At 40.5% G+C, this 16,065-nt stretch carries 14 protein-coding genes and 1 tRNA gene; 9 read left to right on the top strand and 6 right to left on the bottom strand.

Annotated elements, in window-relative coordinates:
• Positions 1-35 precede the first annotated feature (35 nt).
• The 6 genes from B8983_RS10640 (at position 36) to B8983_RS10615 (ending at position 6,474) form a co-directional block, all read left to right on the top strand.
• Entirely contained in the window at positions 36-854 is an 819-nt protein-coding gene (locus B8983_RS10640) for a 2OG-Fe dioxygenase family protein (protein ID WP_084284508.1), read from the top strand.
• Positions 848-2,449, top strand: coding sequence for an ArnT family glycosyltransferase (locus B8983_RS10635; RefSeq protein ID WP_084284502.1), 1,602 nt, complete (start codon positions 848-850; stop codon positions 2,447-2,449). Before B8983_RS10640 ends, B8983_RS10635 begins: the two co-directional genes overlap by 7 nt.
• 61 nt (positions 2,450-2,510) lie before the next feature.
• The gene (locus B8983_RS10630) at positions 2,511-3,509 is read left to right on the top strand and encodes a lysylphosphatidylglycerol synthase transmembrane domain-containing protein (protein WP_159460889.1); all 999 of its coding nucleotides are present in this window, start codon (positions 2,511-2,513) and stop codon (positions 3,507-3,509) included.
• Entirely contained in the window at positions 3,506-4,783 is a 1,278-nt protein-coding gene (locus B8983_RS10625) for a glycosyltransferase family 9 protein (RefSeq protein WP_200806896.1), read from the top strand. Before B8983_RS10630 ends, B8983_RS10625 begins: the two co-directional genes overlap by 4 nt.
• Positions 4,776-5,600, top strand: a complete 825-nt coding sequence (locus tag B8983_RS10620; protein WP_084284489.1) for a phosphatase PAP2 family protein — start codon at positions 4,776-4,778, stop codon at positions 5,598-5,600. Before B8983_RS10625 ends, B8983_RS10620 begins: the two co-directional genes overlap by 8 nt.
• Complete coding sequence (locus tag B8983_RS10615; RefSeq protein ID WP_084284482.1) at positions 5,593-6,474, top strand: 23S rRNA (adenine(2030)-N(6))-methyltransferase RlmJ; 882 nt, start codon at positions 5,593-5,595, stop codon at positions 6,472-6,474. Before B8983_RS10620 ends, B8983_RS10615 begins: the two co-directional genes overlap by 8 nt.
• A gap of 4 nt (positions 6,475-6,478) precedes the next feature.
• Here the strand turns inward: B8983_RS10615 and B8983_RS10610 are convergent, their stop codons facing one another.
• Positions 6,479-7,231, bottom strand: coding sequence for a queuosine precursor transporter (locus tag B8983_RS10610; RefSeq protein ID WP_084284479.1), 753 nt, complete (start codon positions 7,229-7,231; stop codon positions 6,479-6,481).
• Between the two features lie 56 nt (positions 7,232-7,287).
• On the opposite strand from B8983_RS10610, the gene B8983_RS10605 reads away from it, so the two are divergent.
• Complete coding sequence (locus tag B8983_RS10605) at positions 7,288-8,466, top strand: acyl-CoA dehydrogenase (protein ID WP_084284472.1); 1,179 nt, start codon at positions 7,288-7,290, stop codon at positions 8,464-8,466.
• A 60-nt stretch (positions 8,467-8,526) separates the two neighbouring features.
• On the opposite strand, the gene B8983_RS10600 is transcribed toward B8983_RS10605, so the two are convergent.
• Both B8983_RS10600 and B8983_RS10595 read right to left on the bottom strand, forming a co-directional pair.
• Positions 8,527-10,365: a potassium transporter Kup gene (locus tag B8983_RS10600; protein WP_234987020.1), complete on the bottom strand. Its 1,839-nt coding sequence runs from the start codon at positions 10,363-10,365 to the stop codon at positions 8,527-8,529.
• 158 nt (positions 10,366-10,523) lie between these two features.
• On the bottom strand, positions 10,524-11,498 hold the full coding sequence (locus B8983_RS10595) for an MBL fold metallo-hydrolase (RefSeq protein WP_084284467.1): 975 nt from the start codon (positions 11,496-11,498) through the stop codon (positions 10,524-10,526).
• A gap of 89 nt (positions 11,499-11,587) precedes the next feature.
• Here B8983_RS10595 and B8983_RS10590 point away from each other — a divergent pair, with 89 nt between their 5' ends.
• On the top strand, positions 11,588-12,472 hold the full coding sequence (locus B8983_RS10590; protein WP_084284461.1) for a mechanosensitive ion channel family protein: 885 nt from the start codon (positions 11,588-11,590) through the stop codon (positions 12,470-12,472).
• Between the two features lie 64 nt (positions 12,473-12,536).
• Positions 12,537-12,613: transfer RNA gene (locus tag B8983_RS10585), tRNA-Met, on the top strand.
• A 106-nt stretch (positions 12,614-12,719) separates the two neighbouring features.
• Here B8983_RS10585 and B8983_RS10580 read toward each other — a convergent pair.
• The 3 genes from B8983_RS10580 to B8983_RS10570 form a co-directional block, all read right to left on the bottom strand.
• Positions 12,720-13,574 carry an MBL fold metallo-hydrolase gene (locus tag B8983_RS10580; RefSeq protein ID WP_084284458.1) on the bottom strand — a complete coding sequence of 285 codons (855 nt, stop codon included), beginning with the start codon at positions 13,572-13,574 and terminating at the stop codon, positions 12,720-12,722.
• 498 nt (positions 13,575-14,072) lie between these two features.
• Positions 14,073-15,047 carry a Bug family tripartite tricarboxylate transporter substrate binding protein gene (locus B8983_RS10575; RefSeq protein ID WP_084284455.1) on the bottom strand — a complete coding sequence of 325 codons (975 nt, stop codon included), beginning with the start codon at positions 15,045-15,047 and terminating at the stop codon, positions 14,073-14,075.
• 5 nt (positions 15,048-15,052) lie between these two features.
• A complete protein-coding gene (locus tag B8983_RS10570; protein WP_084284453.1) occupies positions 15,053-16,024 on the bottom strand; it encodes a D-2-hydroxyacid dehydrogenase family protein in 972 nt (323 codons plus the stop codon).
• Positions 16,025-16,065 lie beyond the last annotated feature (41 nt).

Raw genomic sequence — 16,065 nt, 5'->3', positions numbered from 1 at the left:
ATGCACCATTAATAGCAAATTCTTGAACTGTTGGCATGACGTCTTTTAAACCTCCCTATACCCCTCTAACAGAATTAACTGACACTCTTTTACAAAGAGGTTTTGCACTTCTAAAAAATCAGGATTTTTATTCTTTTTCACACACTAAGGAGACTCAATGGGACGATTTAAAACCAGAATGGGCCACACTGGAGTCTGATCAATATTTAAAAGATGGTGGTACGTATCGTAAACGTAAGCATGCCAGTGTGATTGTTTGTAATCAAGAAGTTAAATCCGTTAGCTATCGCCCGCATTTCCAACCTATTTCTTATAATGCCCTCCATGGTGGCATGCAACGTTGGTTTACTGAATGTTCCACGAATTTTCTAAAAAGCACACCCTTACACAATTTATTAAGTTCTCTTACACAGTTATTTGACCAAATAGAATCATCTCAAACTAATCAAGTACTGGAACCCAATCGTTGGTTTACCGAAGTTCATCAATTTAGGATTGATACGGCAAACGGCATTGGCAGACCCACTCCAGAGGGCGCACATCGCGACGGCGTTCATTTTGTAGCCGTTCTTTTAGTGGACCGCCACTCAGTCAAAGGTGGTGAATCACGGGTCTTTTCTGCCGATGGTCCCCATGGAGAACGCTTTACCTTGGAAGAGTCTTGGACACTATTAATTCTTGATGATTTAAAAGTTTTACACGAAACCACCCCCATACAACCCCTCGACAGACTTCATCCCGAAAGAACTTGGCGTGACACGCTCGTCTTAACCTTTAGAAAAGATAACTTTTTGGAAGATTCACTAATAGCCCAAAACCTCACACCTTTCAATCAGGACCAGCCACTATGTTAAGTCCATTCTGGATGAGACTTTCCATTTTCTCCATTGCAATCTCCTTTTTCATTCATCTTTTTTTTGGGTTTTATCTAGATTTTTCAGTCGATGAAGCGCATTACGCGCTCTATGGACTGCATTTAGACTGGAGTTACTTTGATCACCCCCCCCTAGTTGGTTGGGTCCAAGCACTACCAATTTATCTGCAATTTTCAGTAGGATTTATTCGACTGCTCATTCCAGAGCTTCTTTGGCTCTTCAGTCTGTTAGTGACAATGTCGTTAACACGACTGATCTTAGATACCTTTTTTTATTTTTCTGGTGATATTCACTTTAAATCTGCCCCCATCTGGTCAGCTTTATGCGTGGTCAGCTCCCCTCTTATCCACGTCTTAGCGGTAGGACTTCTACCCGATACGCTACTCATGTTAATCGTTCCTATGATGATGTGGTTGACGGTGAAGCTCCACCTGCAGATCAGTCAACGATACCCTCGTGACACATTACTTTGGATTGGCTTAGGGCTTGTTTTGGGTCTTGCAGCACTCACCAAATACACATCCCTATTTTTCGCCCTAGCAATTCCAATTTGTTTAATGATTTGGCATGGCGTGAAGATGTTTAAGCGCCCCGGATTTTGGATTAGCATCCTCATTGCAGCCCTCTTGACGTCGCCCATTATTTTTTGGAATATGGAACATGAGTGGATTTCATTTACTTACCAATTTAATCATGGTACGGGTGGAGAGTGGAAATTCAAACGACTCCCGATATTTCTACTAAATCAAATCGTTTGCTTTGGTATTTTGGGTCTTTTAGGTATAACTTGGACCTATCGTCGACACCTCAACACACCGACACCATTATTGTTGTTTTTTATTATTCCATTTTGTATTTTTTTATATTTTTCAGGCGGTGGCTCTAGCTTACCGCACTGGACTACGCCAGCTTGGATTGCCCTCACGCCAATTGCCGGCATTGGGCTTGCGAATGCCTGGGGAATGGGGAAAAAATTCTGGATACGGCTCTTTCTGATCATCCAACTCTCTATCTGCTTACTTGGGTTTTCCTTATTATTAAGTGGCGGCATTCCTCAAGTAGCAATGCAAGACCCACTTGGCAAGAAAAACCCAATTGCAGATTTATACGGTTGGTCAGATGCTGGTGAAAAAATGCTTTCCCTCGCTAAAATCAATCAAATTGAACATCTGGTAGTTCAAAACTGGACCTTAGGCAGTAGGCTCGCCTGGTATGCGAAGCCTCTACCGGTTCATGTTTTAGATGAACGTACCGATCAATTTGATTTATGGTTTGGAGATTTACCAATTGGTTCTAATGCATTACTGCTCAATTGGTCTCAAATGTCCTTTGTACCACCGGTTGGAGATACAGGCTTTCAGAGTTGCGAAAAAATAGATACTATGGTGGTTCATCATTTCGGTCGAGACATCTCTCAATTTGATTTTTTGTTGTGCAAAGACTGGCAAGGATCATTTAGTTCACAAAGAAATGACTTTGACTTTGGAGTACAGACCTCGCCAACATTAAATCCTTCTATAGAGCCAATCGCAGAACCAATTATTTCTGAATCAGAAGTAAAAACAATAAAATGATGCAAATTTAACGTTTTAACCATTTATCATTGCTCTATATCAATCGATTTAATTTATCATTTTGACGAAACCTATCACTAGAACTTGGCAGCAAAAATTCTTCTCTTGGCTAAGAGTCGTTATTTCGCTACTTCTTTTACTCAGAGCCTTCACACTCATCGATTGGCAAAGTATTCAAAGGGCGCTACCGACTATTCAGTTCGAATGGCTTTTCTTAACGCTCCTGTTGCTATGGGTTAGTAATGCAACATCTGGATTACGTTGGGGGAAAATTATGCAAGCGGGTGGTTTCTCAAACCCTTTAATTGAATATGTAAGATGGTATTTCTCTGGTGGGCTCATTAATCAAGGATTACCCACGACTCTAGGGGGTGATAGTTACCGTGCCATCAGTGCCCTTCAGCATACCGAGAGCAATCTCTCTCTGCAGACTAGCCAGACACCCAACCTAAAATCCGCCTTTTACAATGTAGCCTTGGATCGCTCTTTAGGTTTTGCTGGAAACAGTATTTTAGGAGCGATTGGTCTCGGACTTGGTGGTTATATTTTCAATGATTGGCTTGGTACGACGGGTTGGATATTAGTTGGTGTGATGATTTCAGGTGCTGGCTTTATCTCTTTCCTACTTCACTTTAAAGCTAGTAGAACACTCATTCAAAAGACATTGGAGCGACTACAAATTCATCATGGAATGCAAGCCACGATGAATGCATGGGGTTGGCCTAACATCATTGTCCAAATTCCTTTTGCGGTCCTCATTCATGCTTTAACGCTGGCAGCTTATTGGGGATGTCTTAAAGCTTGTCATGTTGATGCCCCCATTGAATCTTTATTGATTGGAATTCCAGCAATTAGTATCTTAATGATTTTACCGATTAGTATTTCAGGATGGGGTTTAAGAGAAACCTCTTTAGCCAGTATCCTAGGTTTATGGCATCTTGATACTAGTCTAGTGATTCTAAGTTCCCTTTTGTATGGTCTGATTACACTCATTACTTTTCTTCCAGGTTTATTCAGATTAGTAGTAAAAAAAACTCCACCTGAGATAATATCCTTATGACTATTCGTGTAGATACTATGCGTCGTATTGACCACCTTGCTGGTGTTCCTTTGTGCGCCATCTTAAGTCCCTTTGTGATTCTTTTTGACTGGTTTCGTTACCAGCTGGGCAAAAGCAATTTATCCCCAAAGAAAGTTTTATTTATTGAACTATCCGAAATGGGGAGTGCGATTCTTGTTGACCCAGCAATGAGAGAAACGATTAAACGAGGCGCAGAAGTCTATTTCCTCATTTTTAAGAGCAATCGAATTAGTCTCGAACTCTTAAATACCGTTCCTAATCATCGAATATTAACTATTGATGCGAGTGGCCTTCTTCCTCTAATAGTGAGTACAGTCAAAGTATTGTGGCAGATTCATCAATTAAAAATAGACACGGTTATTGACCTAGAGTTATTCTCGCGTTTTACTGCACTATTGACAGGCTGCTCCCTTGCTCAACGCAGGGTTGGTTACCACATCTATCATGGTGAAGGTCTATGGCGTGGAAAAATGTTAACGCATGCAGTTCACTATAACCCGCATATCCATATTTCAAAAAACTTTATGTCACTCGTCCATGCGGCATTTAGTCAAGAGCTGGAAATTCCCTTTAGTAAAACACTAATTAAAGACGAAGACATTGTTTTAGCTCAAGCTCAAGTAAGCGATGATCAACGAGACCATGTCAGAGAAAAGATCTTAAATTGTTTGAATGAGTCTTCAATCGATGATGAGTTAAAAAAGAGTTTCCCCAACCCCCTGATTCTTATTAATCCAAACGCGAGTGATTTGTTGCCGCAGAGGCGTTGGGCACCTGCTCGCTTTTCTGAACTAATTACTCAAGCCGCAGAGAAATGGCCTAGTGCAATTTTCCTGATAACGGGTTCTCCAGAAGAGCGACAATATGCCCAAAATGTCATGGATGGTGCTAACTGTACCAATGTCATTAACTTTGCTGGTCAAGTAAAGTTCACAGAATTACCAGCCTTGTATCAATTAGCTGACATCATGGTGACAAATGACTCTGGGCCAGGACATTTTTCTTCAATTACGCCGCTCGCAACGATTGTCTTGTTTGGACCAGAAACTCCTGCACTTTATGGCTCTTTAGGAAATTCTATTCCAATTTTTGCAGGACTAGCCTGCTCGCCATGTGTTAGTGCTGCGAACCATCGTAAGACGCCATGCCTGGATAATGTTTGTATGCAGGCAATCAAAGTACCACAAGTAATTAACGCGATGGAGAAACTATTAAACTCTCCTACCAATGAGGTTGTAGTTAACTTTGAATAAGCCTCCAGAACATACGCATGCAATCAAGGAAAAAATTCCTTTTTCGGCTTGGTATTTAATTTCTTTACCCTTGTTCATTTGGGTCATCTTGTACCAGAACAATTGGACTACTGATGTCTTTTTATTTTTAAATCAACAATTTTCTGTTTTGCCCGATTTATTTTGGACTACCCTGTCTTTAGGTGGTAACGGTTGGTTTATTTTTGTAATTTTATTACCAGTGATCTATGTAGCGCCGAGAGTGATTTTTTCCGCTCTTCTTTCTGGAATCATCACTGGCATTGTTTCTAACCTAGCCAAATCTTTTTTTGATACCCCAAGACCTGCTTTTGTCCTTGACCAAGCTAGCTTTCACATCATTGAATCTCCACTGCTTCACTCGGCAATGCCCTCTGGCCATACCATGACTGCCTTTGCTATCTGTACGTCCATCATTTTTACGATCTCAAGGCAAAATCGTAAATATGTTCATTTACTTTGGTTCTTGGCGATAGGAACTGGCCTTTCCAGAATTGCCGTTGGAGCCCATTGGCCATCGGATGTTTTAATTGGCGCTTCTTTCGGAATTTTTTGCGGCTTAATGGGTACAAGCTTCATCAATAGAATGGCAGCCACAAAATTTAAAACTTATTCGAAGGCTTCCCTTATCGTGAATCTGATGAGCCTAGTTAACCTTTATATTTTGTTAAATCAAAAACTTGATTTTGCAATCAACCAACCGGTCCAATATCTGACGGCTCTCTTTTTAACGGTAAATTTTATTATTTACTTTATTTTCTATTTCAAACATCAGCGCTTATTAAAAAATCATGTTTAGTTATCGTCATGCCTTTCATGCAGGAAATCACGCAGATGTGCTTAAACACATTACTTTATTGTTCGGCCTCAAGTTATTACAAAAAAAAGAGACCGGTATCTGTCTCATTGATACTCATGCAGGTGCCGGCATTTATAGCTTGGATGGGGAATATGCTTTAAAAAGTGCTGAGGCAAATGAAGGTGTTTTACGATTGAGTACTTATTGCTCAGAACATCCAAACGCGATACCAGAGTCTGTCAGTGATTATTTCGCACAAATCGCTTTACTCAACCCACCTAAATCAATCAAAACCTATCCAGGATCTTCTCAATTGATGCTTCAGGTGATGAGAAAACAGGACCAATTAAAGTTAATGGAATTACACTCTACCGACTTTCCTTTTTTGGTTGAAAACATTGCAGTTTCTCAAGAAAACTATCGTCCAAAAAAATCAGTTCAAATCAATCAAAAAGATGGCTTTACTCAATTGAAAGCCTATCTCCCACCACCAACCAGAAGAGGTCTTTGTTTAATTGATCCATCCTATGAAAATAAAGATGACTATCAATTGGTACTAACAGCACTTGGAGAATCAATTAAAAGATTTGCTACGGGCGCTTATTTTATATGGTATCCGATCCAACAACGACGTGATGCTACTGAGCTCCCCCAGCAACTTGCACAATTTTGTGAAGACCACCAATTACCTTACTTACAAGCTGAATTACAGATTAAAAGCCAAATACTGACCGAGGGATTGGCGGCAAGTGGTATGTGGGTAATCAATCCACCATGGCAACTAAAAGAGCAATTGGCAGAATGTCTACCGTTTTTGGTCAAGGCGCTTGGACAAGATGATTACAGCCGCTTTGAATTGAACTCACAAGATTAAGAGACTACACTTTAAGCTTAAATGGGTTAAAGTTAGTTTGGTGATCGAAATAATCCTCATTCTCTTTTTGCTTTAAAAAAGCCACAATCTTGTAAGTTACAGGAACAGCCAAGATTTCCCAGGAGGTTTTCAAAATATATTGGACGATGGCGACTTTGATGACCTGTTCTGTCGGCCAAATCGCGTAAAACGCAAGCATATAAAACAGACTCGAATCCACTAGTTCGCCAAGGGCTGTAGATCCAATCATCCGAAACCAAAGGTGTCTACCATTGAAATAAATCTTCATCTTGGCCAACACATAAGCATTCACTAAACTGCCTGACCAAAAGGCCACAATAGAGCCAAAGACAATCCGCCAAGTATTACCAAAAACAGACTCAAGTCCCTCTTGTAAATGTTGGTTATATTCACCAGGTGCTGGATCAAGATGAATCACAACCTGAGACATCAGCGCAGCAAAAATGAGGGCTGCAAAGCCACACCATACAGCACGCCGATCATAGGCATAACCATACACTTCCGTCAGAATATCGCCAAATGCATAAGATATAGGGAAAAACAAGATCCCCGCACCGAAAACCATCGTTCCTAATATTGGTAATTCAATTTGTGCTGCTTTACCCGCTCCGATGAGATTAGAGCAAAGTAAAACGGTAACAAACCCGACCAACATTAAATCGTAATATTTAAACGACCTTTTTGCAGGTGAGGCTTCTAAAGGAAAAGCCAAGCTAGAGTTTTTTTCTTTAATCATCTTTTTAAATTTAGTCTAAACTAATACGAATATCATTTTTTTATCTTATATAGATTATGTCAAATAAAACAAGATTTCAGTGGGACGACCCTCTTTTAATTGCACAACAATTAACCATGGAAGAGCGCATGATTACTGATGCTGCTCGTCAATACAGTCAAGAACGATTGCTACCGAGAATTCGTGAGTCTTTTCATAACGAAGTTACCGACCCAGCCATCTTTCGGGAAATGGGTGAGCTAGGTTTTTTAGGCTGCACAATCCCCAGTGAATACGGTGGTGCTGGACTGGGATATGTTTCATATGGAGTAATTGCTAGAGAAGTTGAACGGGTTGACTCCGGTTATCGCTCGATGCTATCTGTGCAGTCATCACTTGTGATGTTACCGATTAACGAATTTGGTTCAGAAGAGCAAAAGCAAAAATATCTACCCAAACTTGCCAGCGGTCACTATATCGGCTGTTTTGGACTAACTGAGCCAGATCATGGCTCTGATCCTGGCAGCATGGTTACTAGAGCAAAGTCTGTCCCAGGTGGTTTTGAACTGACCGGCTCAAAAATTTGGATTTCCAATGCACCTTTCGCTGACGTTTTTGTTATTTGGGCAAAAAATGACGAAGGTGTCATTCGTGGCTATATTTTAGAGAAAAACATGAAAGGCCTGTCTGCTCCTATCATGCACGGCAAAATGGGGCTACGTGCTTCGACAACGGGCCAAGTATTTATGGATCAAGTGTTTGTTCCTGCAGAAAACGAATTACCTAAGGTATCTGGCTTAAAAGGCCCTTTTACTTGTTTGAATTCAGCGAGGTACGGAATTGCTTGGGGTGCAATGGGTGCTGCCGAGGAATGTATGCGAATTGCTCGCCAATATACTTTAGATCGTAAACAATTTAATCGTCCATTAGCTTCTAATCAGTTGATTCAGAAGAAATTGGCCGATATGCTTGCCGAAATTAGCCTCGCCCTCCAAGGAGCATTACGACTTGGAAGAATGAAGGAAGAAGGTATTGATTGTCCTGAGATCACCTCCATCATGAAACGTAACTCAACTGGGAAAGCGCTAGAAATCGCTAGAATGGCTCGGGATATGCTTGGCGGTAATGGTATCTCCGAAGAGTATGATGTGATTCGACATTTATTGAACTTAGAAGTTGTCAACACCTATGAAGGAACTCATGACATTCATGCGCTAATTTTAGGCAGAGCAATCACAGGAATTTCTGCGTTTTAAAGCAATCTCAGTTTTAATGCAAATCACTTAAAAGCACTAGGCGAATACCTAGTGCTTTTTTTAGATCTCAATTTTGGCGCCAAGTTCCACCACTCGATTGGTTGGAATCTGGTAAAAATCTGAGGGCTTAGCGGCATTTTGATACATCCAAGCAAAAACTTTTTCACGCCAAATTGCCATTCCAGGAATAGCTGATGGAATGACGGAGTCCCTAGCCAAGAAAAATGAGGTATCCATGCTGTCACACTCAATTCCATAAGCCTTTAAATCATCAATCACATGCAAGACATCTGGCGTTTCTTTAAAGCCGTAAATAGCACGGACTAAATACATTTCACTGCCAAGATCTTTAAAGGTAATTCTCTTTTCCTCTTCAACAAAAGGGACATCCCAAATACTTACCTTTAAAAAAATGACGCGCTCATGCAATATTTTGTTATGTTTTAAATTATGAAGCATGGCAACTGGCACATAATCAACGTGAGCGGTTAAGAAAACGGCAGTTCCTTCTACTCGAAGTGGAGGATGGTTTTTTAAGGAATCGATGAAGCCAAGCAATGGGATACCATTCTCAATCGCTTTTTCTCTTAATAGCTTCCGACCTAAGTACCATGTCATCAGCAAAACAAAACAAACTGCACCAAGGGTTAAGGGGAACCAGCCTCCTTCGGCAATTTTCAACAAATTAGCTGCGAAGAAGGCAAAGTCAACGGTGATAAAAAGTCCAATAATTACAAAAATCAATACCGGATTCCAACGCCAGACAAAGCTCATTACAATTGCAGATAAGATGGTCGTAATGATCATGGTGGTCGTGACGGCAATACCGTAGGCCGCGGCGAGATTAGCCGAACTCTTAAAAGAAACGACTACACAGATCACAATCACTAACAACATCCAATTAATTGCTGGCATGTAAATCTGACCTACTTCTTTTGCCGAAGTATAAAAAATCCTCATTCTAGGCACAAAGCCTAACAAAATTGCCTGACTTGTCATCGAATAAGCGCCTGAAATCACGGCTTGTGATGCTATCACTGTTGCAAAGGTAGCCAAAATCACTAAAGTCAGAGTAAAGGCCTCGGGCACCATCAAGAAAAAAGGGTTACTAATTGCCTCGGGGCGGTCTAACAACATTGCCCCTTGTCCAAAATAATTCAATAGCAAGCATGGCATTGCTATAAAAAACCAAGCGTATCGAATGGGTTTCACACCAAAATGCCCCATGTCAGCATACAGGGCCTCAGCCCCCGTCAGCACCAAAAAGACCGCTCCCAGCACAATAAATGCTTGAAGAGAATGCTCCAATAAGAAACTAACTGCATGTAAGGGATTGATTGCACTAATAATCTGAGGGTTATCGATAATGTTATAAATACCCATCAAGCCAAGCACAACAAACCAAACCACCATGATGGGGCCAAACAAAATCCCTACGGTTGACGTACCCTTCTTTTGAATAAAGAAAAGTAAGATCAAGATGACTAATGTGATGGGGATCACATAAGGTTTAAATTCTTCAGATACAACTTCAATCCCTTCAACAGCCGAAAGTACTGAAATTGCCGGAGTAATTACGGCGTCACCATAAAACATACAGGCACCAAAAACTCCAAGCATGATGATTGCACTAGCTCTCTTTGAGCCTACTGGAGCTGTTCGAAGTGCAAGCGCCATCAGGGCTAAAATTCCTCCCTCACCATTATTATTGGCCCGCATAACGAACATCACATACTTGAGTGACACTACAACCAAAAAAGCCCAAAAGACCATCGAAATGACACCGAAGACTGCCTCCGGTGAAAAAGGAATGCCATGTTCGGGACTAAAACACTCTTTTAATGCGTACAAAGGACTAGTGCCAATGTCACCAAAAACGATCCCAATGGCGGCCAACATCAAGGTTGAGGTATTACCACGGGAATGGTGGGTATGAGATTCAAGGTTAATCGGGCGAAGAATCTTTGATTCTGAAAACTGGGGGTTACTTAAGGACATTTTGTACCTTGTTGGTGATCCATTGGTAAAAATTATATACCTTTAAAACTACTGATACATTAAATTTCTAATGGTTTACCCATCCATGAACCCATTCCTAGTGCATTTTGCTCGATGTCTAATTCCAGCAATTCTTGAATCTTGAAATCACCGAGTTGTGAACCATGATTTCTGAGGGCCTGAAGGTAGATATTCAGTAAGCCCTCTTTTAAAAAGTCATGACGACTTTCGGCTGTTTTCAGTTTTTTTCCCAAGCTCTCCACTTCATCGAGCATCTTTAACATGCCCTCATACATTCTAGCTACTGGCCCTACGCGCCCAAAATGAGTTAAATAAAGACAATCTGGTCTCAAAGCCATGATTTTTTTGAGAGACATTCTTAGTGCTTTGGGGTCGAATTGACTTGGGGTTGTAGCAGGCAAAATAAAGGGACCTTGGGAAGTATCTAATTCTCGATAAGATAAACCAAACGTATCCCCAGTAAAAACTCCTTGAGTGAGCTCATCCCAAATACAAATATGATGTTTCGCATGACCAGGAGTTTCTAAAATAGTTAAGATTCTTCCGGCAAGATTAATTAAAGTACCATCACCAACTTCAAGAATTTTTTTAGGATGGATCGGCACTAATTTGCCATAGTCTTGATTCACCTGACTTTCACCATAAGCAGAAACGGCGCTAGCGCGAAGTGCACGAGGGTCTATCATATGACGAACACCTCTTGGATGAACCACAAGTTTGGCATTTGGACAATATTGCATGAGTAAGCCTGCTCCACCCGCGTGATCCAAATGAACATGCGTCAAAATAATGTAACTCACTTGTTCATAATGACATCCTAAATCTTTAATCGTTGCTAAGATCCTAGGAACTGAAAAATTAGTTCCCGTGTCAATAATGGCTAGTCGATCACCAGAAGGTGCTCTTTGCGAAATAATGTAAGCCGCATCAAATTGAGGGCGAACGAAACCCGTATCTACCAAGACCACTTTATTACCAAGGTCAATTCCGTAGCGAAGGCTTCCATTATTCATTGATTTTGTTCGTTTGATTGGATGAGGACTAATCAATAAATAATACTTGAAACTAAACTAGAATATGTTATTACCCTCAGAAAAAAATCATGAAAAACCCATTCATTGCCTTGCTCAAAAAATTTAATTTAGATGATTACGTTGATTGGTTAGATTTTCTTGTAATCGTTTTTGACATAACGATTATCTTATTTGTCGCTTGGTTCATTTCACGCATTGCTAAAGCGGTCATTCGGGATATTGAAATCAAAATGACAGAGCATACTTCGGAGGATGAAGCAAAAAGAATCAAAACTTTATCTAGAGTGATTCGTTATGTAACCTCCGTAGTAATCTTTTCATTGACCGTAACCACGACTCTCTCTTCTTTAGGCGTACCTGTAGCCCCTTTACTTGCTACTGCTGGTGTTGCTGGAGTAGCAATTGGTTTTGGTGCCCAATCCTTAGTTAAAGATTACTTCACAGGATTTGTGATGTTGCTGGAGAATCAAATTCGGCAAGGTGACATTGTTGAGATAGCTGGGAAAATTGGTACTGTCGAAGAGGTTACGCTTCGGTATATTCGACTCAGGAATTATGAGGGCGTGGTACATTTTGTGCCCAATAATGCCATTTCCGTAGTTACCAACCGCTCAAGGAACTTTATTTATGCAGTCATGGATGTCTGTGTTGCCTACAAGACGGACTTAAATCACTTAAATAGCACGCTTAAAAAAGTAGCAAAGGAACTGCGCGAAGACCCTAGGTTTATGAGTCATATTTTAGATGATCTCGAAATTGCAGGACTTGAGAACTTTGGAGACTCATCCATTGTAGTCAGATGCAGAATCAAGGTTGACACTAACTCTCAAATGTTGGTTAAAAGAGAGTTTCAAGGCAGGCTGAAGTTAGCTTTTGAACAAGAAGATATTGAGATTCCATTTCCACAATTAGTGATTCAACAACAGCCTATTAAGCACCCGTCAATAACATAAATTTTCAAAGGGTTTGCTATTCCCTGTTAAACGTGTTATAGTTTATCTCTTAGTACAGAACAGACGCGGGGTGGAGCAGTCTGGCAGCTCGTCGGGCTCATAACCCGAAGGTCATAGGTTCAAATCCTATCCCCGCAACCAATTAAAGGCTTCTAATTTAACGATTAGAAGCCTTTTTGCATTTCTGGAGTCATGCGTGGGAAATTGCAATCAATTTAAAATTCATGAATTGTTAACAGTATTTGCATTACTTTTGAATAACTTGGTCTTTTTCAATCTGAAACGTCATCAAATCTTCGCCAATCACCAATGGCCCAGAGTAGGTTTTTCTTGCCCTATCAAACACTTCTTTTTCAGTGACCGCGGGTATGCCAGGACCTCCGAGCAACACAAAGTGATAAAAAACTGCAAGTTGAGGTTTAACTTTACTAAAAAGAGTACCAGCCTCCTCTGGAGAAGTGTGGTGATCTAAGATTACTTTAATCGCTGGATTTTTTAGTAAAGCTTCTTTTGCTGCAGCTACTTGGTGAATGATCAAATTAGAACCCATGGAGTATTTGATCAGGTTTTCACTATAACGTGTATCGCCAGAGATTGTGACCGATCGATTGTCATAATCAATACGGTATCCAAACGCAGGTTTTAGTAAGTCACCATGATCGACTTCAATGGCGGTCACCGTGAGACCATCTTTTTTATAGACAACACCCGCATTAACTTCAGTGACGACTGATTTGATGTTTTCTGGTTTGAGTGCTTGATCAGCGATTCTTGCTTTGATATCCCACTCATAGGCTTGTTCCAAGCCATTCATTAATTGTTGACTACCCTTAGGCCCATAAATAACAAAGGGACCATTTCGCTGTGCGTAGTTAGTCTCTAACCATCCTGTAAGCCATATGTCGGGTAGCCCCACCACATGATCAGAATGAAGGTGTGTGATAAAAACTGCATCGATCAAGCCCAGCTTAATACCCAATTGCCAAATACGCTGAGTTGTTCCACGACCACTGTCAATTAACAAATGTTTTCCGCCCGCTTGTATCAAGACACCTGGACCAAAACGTGCCATGGACGGCGTTGGACTTCCAGTCCCTAACAAAGTAACACGAAATTCTTGCGGCTCTAAGGTCGGTAGTTTACTTTGAGCTTGCGCAAAAAATCCGACTAAAGAAAAAAAAAATTAGAGTGGTGCGCAACATTTTGACCCTTTAATTGATGTTCAATAACTTGACTAAAAATAACGAGCTAGGTTGTTATTTTTAAATGGTATGACATGAGAGAAAATTTTAAGCTGTTCATCCATTTTCGGGTTTTCATTCCATGGCATAGGTTAGCCCTCCTCACCATATGCCTTCATCGGTAAAGTATGTCTCAGGTGATACAGACTTCTCATTCTACGAATTAGAAACCTTTAGTCTCTTTTAGACTTAGGAGTTCTCATCATCATTTCACAGCCTAAACAGCACAATCCAATATTCTTTTTCATTCAATTGGATGCAAGCACCATTAAACCATCAAGACCGGTCGAGTAATATCACCTTCTAAATTGAAAAGAAAAACTCTTTAAAGAAATACAAACTGCAATTTTTAGGTTTTTTTAATCATTTAATTTCAAGCCAGACTGCTGAATCAGATTTCCCCATTTAATGGACTCCATTTTCATAAATTGCTTAAAGTCATTGGAACTGGAACCTATAGTTTCCATACCCTGCTGAAAAATGGACTGCCTAATTGCATTGTCCGAAAGTATTTGTTGAACCGCTCGATGAAGATCATTGATCACGGGTAGTGGTGTTGCGCTTGGAGCTACTAATCCAGTCCAACCCTGAATCACAACTTCCGGGAAACCAAGCTCTACTAGGGTTGGCACATCGGGAAACTGCTGTACTCGCACAGGTGATGCAATCGCTAATAAATTTAATTTGCCGGACCTAATATGACTGATGGCAGAGGCCAAAGGTACAAACATTAAATCAGTATGTCCACCCATCACGTCAAGCATACCAGCAGCATCTCCACGAGCAGGAATATGAGTGAATTTAATATTTGCATTCGCAGAAAATAATTCAGCAGCTAAATGTCCTAGATTACCAACACCAGCTGAACTAAAGTTTAAAGGACGCTCATTTTTTTTAGAAAATGAAATAAGATCATTGGCATTTTTGAAAGGAAGTTGGGGGTTGGCGACCAGAGCAAAAACAATCGAAGTGGTTTGAGTAATGGGCACTAAATCCTCTAAGGGTCTAAACGGCATATTTTTATAAACATGTGGATTGACGGTCATCAGACTAGGCACAACCAGTCCCAATGTATATCCATCGGGGGGAGCTTTAGCAACCATATCAATGCCGACAATGCCATTTGCACCTGGTTTATTTTCAACCACCACATTCCATTTAAATGACTCAGACAGACCGGTAGCAATAATTCTTGCCATCACATCTGCAGATGAACCTGCGGTATTCGCAACCACTAGTCGAATCGGTCTAGAGGGATATTTTTCTGCTGCTATTACATTTGATAAAAATAGGACCAACATCAAATAAATACTAAACCGTCGAATAGTTTTCATGTAAGCTACCTCAAAATGACTTCAGGATTAATTAAACGTAAACTCTCTTTGTTAAGATAACGTACTACTTGCTCGAATGCTTCTCCAAAATAAAGTTCGAAGGTATCAATGTCCGCCCAGCCTAAATGCGGCATACAAACGACGTTTTCCATTGATAAAAAAGGGTGATTACCATCCAGAATTGGTTCATTCTCATAAACATCAACACCTGCAAAACCTGGCTGACCCTGTCGTAGAGCTTTCTCTAGAGCGCCCTCTTCTACCAACTCCGCCCTTGCAGTATTAATAAACAATGCCGTTGGCTTCATCAAACTAAGATCAGCATAGGACACTGAATTAGCTGTGTCTTTGTTGTAGCGTAAATGTAGGCTTAATACATCCGCTCGTGTAAATAAATCTGCTTTACTCTGTGCAATCTCATATCCAAGTTCTTTTGCCTTATTTAAAGAAGCCTCTCGACCCCAAACTAGAATTTGCATACCCATTGCCTGCGCAGCTTTTGCCACAATCTGACCAATAACGCCTAATCCATAAATACTTAAAGTCGAACCAGCAAGCCTGTGGGACAGGGTGATAGGGAATTTACCTTCTTTCATTCTGGTTGCCTCAAGTACCACATTTCTCCTTACAGCAAGCATCAGCGCCAAAGTTAATTCAGCTGGTGCTTCTGGTGAAGAAGAAATACCATGCGTCACAGCAACACCATATTTCGTGCAAGCAGCATAATCAATCGTTTTACTATGTCGCCCCACCAAAGAAATTAATCGTAGTTTAGGTAGTTGCCTTAATAATTCTTCATCAATCGAAATACGTTCCCGAATAATGACCAAAATATCGGCATCCTTCAGTCGATCAATTAACTCATCACGATGCTGAACCGGCTCTACATACACTTGCACTTGATGCTCAGATAACGTCGCATAGCAATTTAAATCTTTTACACAATTCTGATAATCATCAGCAATGACTATATTCATAAAATTAATCCAATATCTTTCAAAAACAATTTAAAAAAAAT

The organism is Polynucleobacter kasalickyi, from assembly GCF_900176405.1.
Classification (GTDB): Bacteria; Pseudomonadota; Gammaproteobacteria; order Burkholderiales; family Burkholderiaceae; genus Polynucleobacter; species Polynucleobacter kasalickyi.
This window is presented reverse-complemented; position numbering and strand designations above follow the sequence as displayed.

Coding starts and splice junctions, on each gene's coding strand:
- B8983_RS10640 (WP_084284508.1), top strand. CDS start 36: ATGACGTCTTTTAAACCTCCCTATACCCCTCTAACAGAATTAACTGAC.
- B8983_RS10635 (WP_084284502.1), top strand. CDS start 848: ATGTTAAGTCCATTCTGGATGAGACTTTCCATTTTCTCCATTGCAATC.
- B8983_RS10625 (WP_200806896.1), top strand. CDS start 3,506: ATGACTATTCGTGTAGATACTATGCGTCGTATTGACCACCTTGCTGGT.
- B8983_RS10615 (WP_084284482.1), top strand. CDS start 5,593: ATGTTTAGTTATCGTCATGCCTTTCATGCAGGAAATCACGCAGATGTG.
- B8983_RS10610 (WP_084284479.1), bottom strand. CDS start 7,231: ATGATTAAAGAAAAAAACTCTAGCTTGGCTTTTCCTTTAGAAGCCTCA.
- B8983_RS10605 (WP_084284472.1), top strand. CDS start 7,288: ATGTCAAATAAAACAAGATTTCAGTGGGACGACCCTCTTTTAATTGCA.
- B8983_RS10600 (WP_234987020.1), bottom strand. CDS start 10,365: ATGTTGGCCGCCATTGGGATCGTTTTTGGTGACATTGGCACTAGTCCT.
- B8983_RS10595 (WP_084284467.1), bottom strand. CDS start 11,498: ATGAATAATGGAAGCCTTCGCTACGGAATTGACCTTGGTAATAAAGTG.
- B8983_RS10590 (WP_084284461.1), top strand. CDS start 11,588: ATGAAAAACCCATTCATTGCCTTGCTCAAAAAATTTAATTTAGATGAT.
- B8983_RS10575 (WP_084284455.1), bottom strand. CDS start 15,047: ATGAAAACTATTCGACGGTTTAGTATTTATTTGATGTTGGTCCTATTT.
- B8983_RS10570 (WP_084284453.1), bottom strand. CDS start 16,024: ATGAATATAGTCATTGCTGATGATTATCAGAATTGTGTAAAAGATTTA.